This window comes from Roseimarinus sediminis (genome assembly GCF_050433125.1).
Taxonomy (GTDB): Bacteria; Bacteroidota; Bacteroidia; order Bacteroidales; family Prolixibacteraceae; genus Roseimarinus; species Roseimarinus sediminis.
Genome location: NZ_JBNPXV010000037.1, coordinates 1 through 2,461 on the forward strand (window position 1 = coordinate 1; position 2,461 = coordinate 2,461).

Genomic DNA, 2,461 nt, shown 5'->3' on the forward strand with positions numbered 1-2,461 from the left:
GACAGATGGGAATTAAAAATCAGCGCCAGCTAATTAGATCAGCCTTAGCTGATTGCACCCATTGAAGTAAATACGCTTCACGGCGTACTAACGGTCACTTGTAAGTTGTCGTTGCGGATTTCGGAGCTTCGTTCCTGTCCGGCAGGACGGAACGATGTTACGAGAATCCAGCGAACGACACACCACGAACCCCGCAATGCAATTTACAAATTGTTATGTGGCGTTTTTTATTACTTTTTGGTCAATACAAGTTGCTATTTGTGTACTAACTGCATCTTTTTTCTTTAATAACGTTGTAACAAGCTGCCTATACTCCTCTTTATTTTTTATACCTGTCAATTCGCAAACTTTTGATTCAGGAATTAAAGCATTTTTTAGGTTGAACACCCTCAGAATTCCTTCATAACTCGAAGTATTTATTAACTCTTCAAAGTTTGTTTTAATAGAATCGAAAATATTTTGTTTATCAATTGCATTATAATTAGCATTGACCTCAACAATAACATCTGCGATTTCTTTTTTTTCAATTTTTGCAGCCTTAATCATTTCATGCCTAAGTGCTTGATTAAAATGTATTAAAATTTGATTTTCAAGTTGGTTGGCAAAAAAGCCTATTAAATTGTTTTTAACATGCAGGAATACATCATCTGGATTTTTACCCATGTGGTTAGAAATAGCTTTTACAATATCTTCAAGTAGTAATAAGTTTTCTGCTTCCGCAACATCAAGTACCCATATATCTTTTTTGTTTAATCGAATAACATCATCATCATGTCTTCTGTCTCTATCAATGATTCCAAATGATTTAATATTGTGAAATCCGTTTTGCTCGTTAAAAGACTTCACCGTTTGAATAACCTTATCACAGCTTCCAAGTGGTTTTATAGTGTGCAAACCATAAACTTGTCCATAGATTTCATAGTCAATACTACTATTGTCACCTTCAATAAATAAAACATCATTTCGACTGCCCAAAACCTCCAAATATAGTTGTTCGGGTATGGGCATTGACTTTTCTAACAGTTCATAGTCCCACAAATTATTTCCTTCGTAAGATTTAGTCCAAATTTTAGAAGCATTTTGTCTGGAAAAAGCAAAATCAATATCATGTGTTAAGTATATGAATGAACAATCATGTCTTTCATTCTCAATTAGGTCAAAAAGGGTTTTTACTAATGATTTATGAATGTGCATTTCTGGTTCATCAATTATTATAATTGAATTTTCGGGTGCACATACCACCTCTCCAACTAAATAAAATATTACTCGTTCACCATCACTCATTTCAGAGGCATTGTATGCCTGTGCTTGCTCACCATGTGTTGGATATGTTTCTATTATTCCTGCTTTTTTGACAATTTTTCTATGTGGAAGTACCAATTCAAAAATTCTTTGAATTCTATCAAGTTTGGTACTCGGTTTTTCTCCTCCATTTTCTTTATAGGCTAATGATTGTTCGTATTCTTCTGTATGAAGTAAAACCATTAATTTGTCATAGTCATTTAGCAAAGAGGTATTTAAATTACTATTCCACCTTTGAGCTTTCCAGCCATGTGTTTTATTCCATTCTGGATTATTTTGGTTCCATCCTCCATATTTAAATTCAGAATATGCCACCTCTTTAGATTTTGTACTTACATAAGTTGGTATTGAAAGCGATTTCTGAGCTGATATTCTGTGAGTAATATCATTATACTTTTCCTCAATTTCAGAGCCAAATCTTGTTTTTCCTGACCCATTTGCTCCGATTACTACTATTTGGTCAAACTCAATTTCAGGGTTAGTATTTTGATTTCCTTTTTTTGTTGGTAGATTTATTTTCATGGATTAATTTTTTCAGAAAGGATTAGATTAATAATTAAGAAATTCAAAACAGCCAATATTGGATACCAGGATAAAATCTGAGGTGTTTTGAATGCAAGGAAAAAATTCTTTGTTTTGACTTTTAACTTTATTTCTTTGTCTCTCAAATCTCTAAATTCATAAGATATTATTTTGCTTTCAAGGTTTTTTCTATTAGTTTCCATAAAGATTTTTTCAAGGCTTCGAAGTTCTTTAAGTAAATTAATCATTACACTTCTTTCGGCTGCTTCTAATATCAAAAAAGCAAAAATTAGGAAATATGGAATTAGCATTAAAATACTTCTCGAAAAGTCAAAATCCATTGCCAAAAGAAAGCCATAATAACCTGTTAATAGGGTAATTGTCCAACTCCTAAAACTAAACACAATATTGGTTTCTCTCCCATATACCGTAAAGAGGCTATCGTAATCTTTTAAAACGACCTCTTTTTTAAATTCAAAATTTTCATTAGAATTCTTTATTGAATCCTTTTTTTTCATGGTAGTCTCATTTTAAAATGCCACAGTAGAGTAGAGCCTGATAGCTCATTCAAAATTTGCACTTATAAATGTACGCATTCTGGATAAACTATCAGTGCCCCCTGCATCAAACCGTACGT

The 2,461-nt window shown here is 32.4% G+C and carries 2 protein-coding genes; both read right to left on the reverse strand.

Features of this window, described 5'->3' with window-relative positions; translation table 11 throughout:
* Positions 1–213: 213 nt before the first annotated feature.
* Positions 214–1,824, reverse strand: a complete 1,611-nt coding sequence (locus FHS86_RS19055) for a DUF4435 domain-containing protein (RefSeq protein WP_429417636.1) — start codon at positions 1,822–1,824, stop codon at positions 214–216.
* Complete coding sequence (locus tag FHS86_RS19060) at positions 1,821–2,342, reverse strand: hypothetical protein (RefSeq protein WP_429417638.1); 522 nt, start codon at positions 2,340–2,342, stop codon at positions 1,821–1,823. Before FHS86_RS19060 ends, FHS86_RS19055 begins: the two co-directional genes overlap by 4 nt.
* Between the last annotated feature and the right edge of the window lie 119 nt (positions 2,343–2,461).

Coding starts and splice junctions, on each gene's coding strand:
- FHS86_RS19055 (WP_429417636.1), bottom strand. CDS start 1,824: ATGAAAATAAATCTACCAACAAAAAAAGGAAATCAAAATACTAACCCT.
- FHS86_RS19060 (WP_429417638.1), bottom strand. CDS start 2,342: ATGAAAAAAAAGGATTCAATAAAGAATTCTAATGAAAATTTTGAATTT.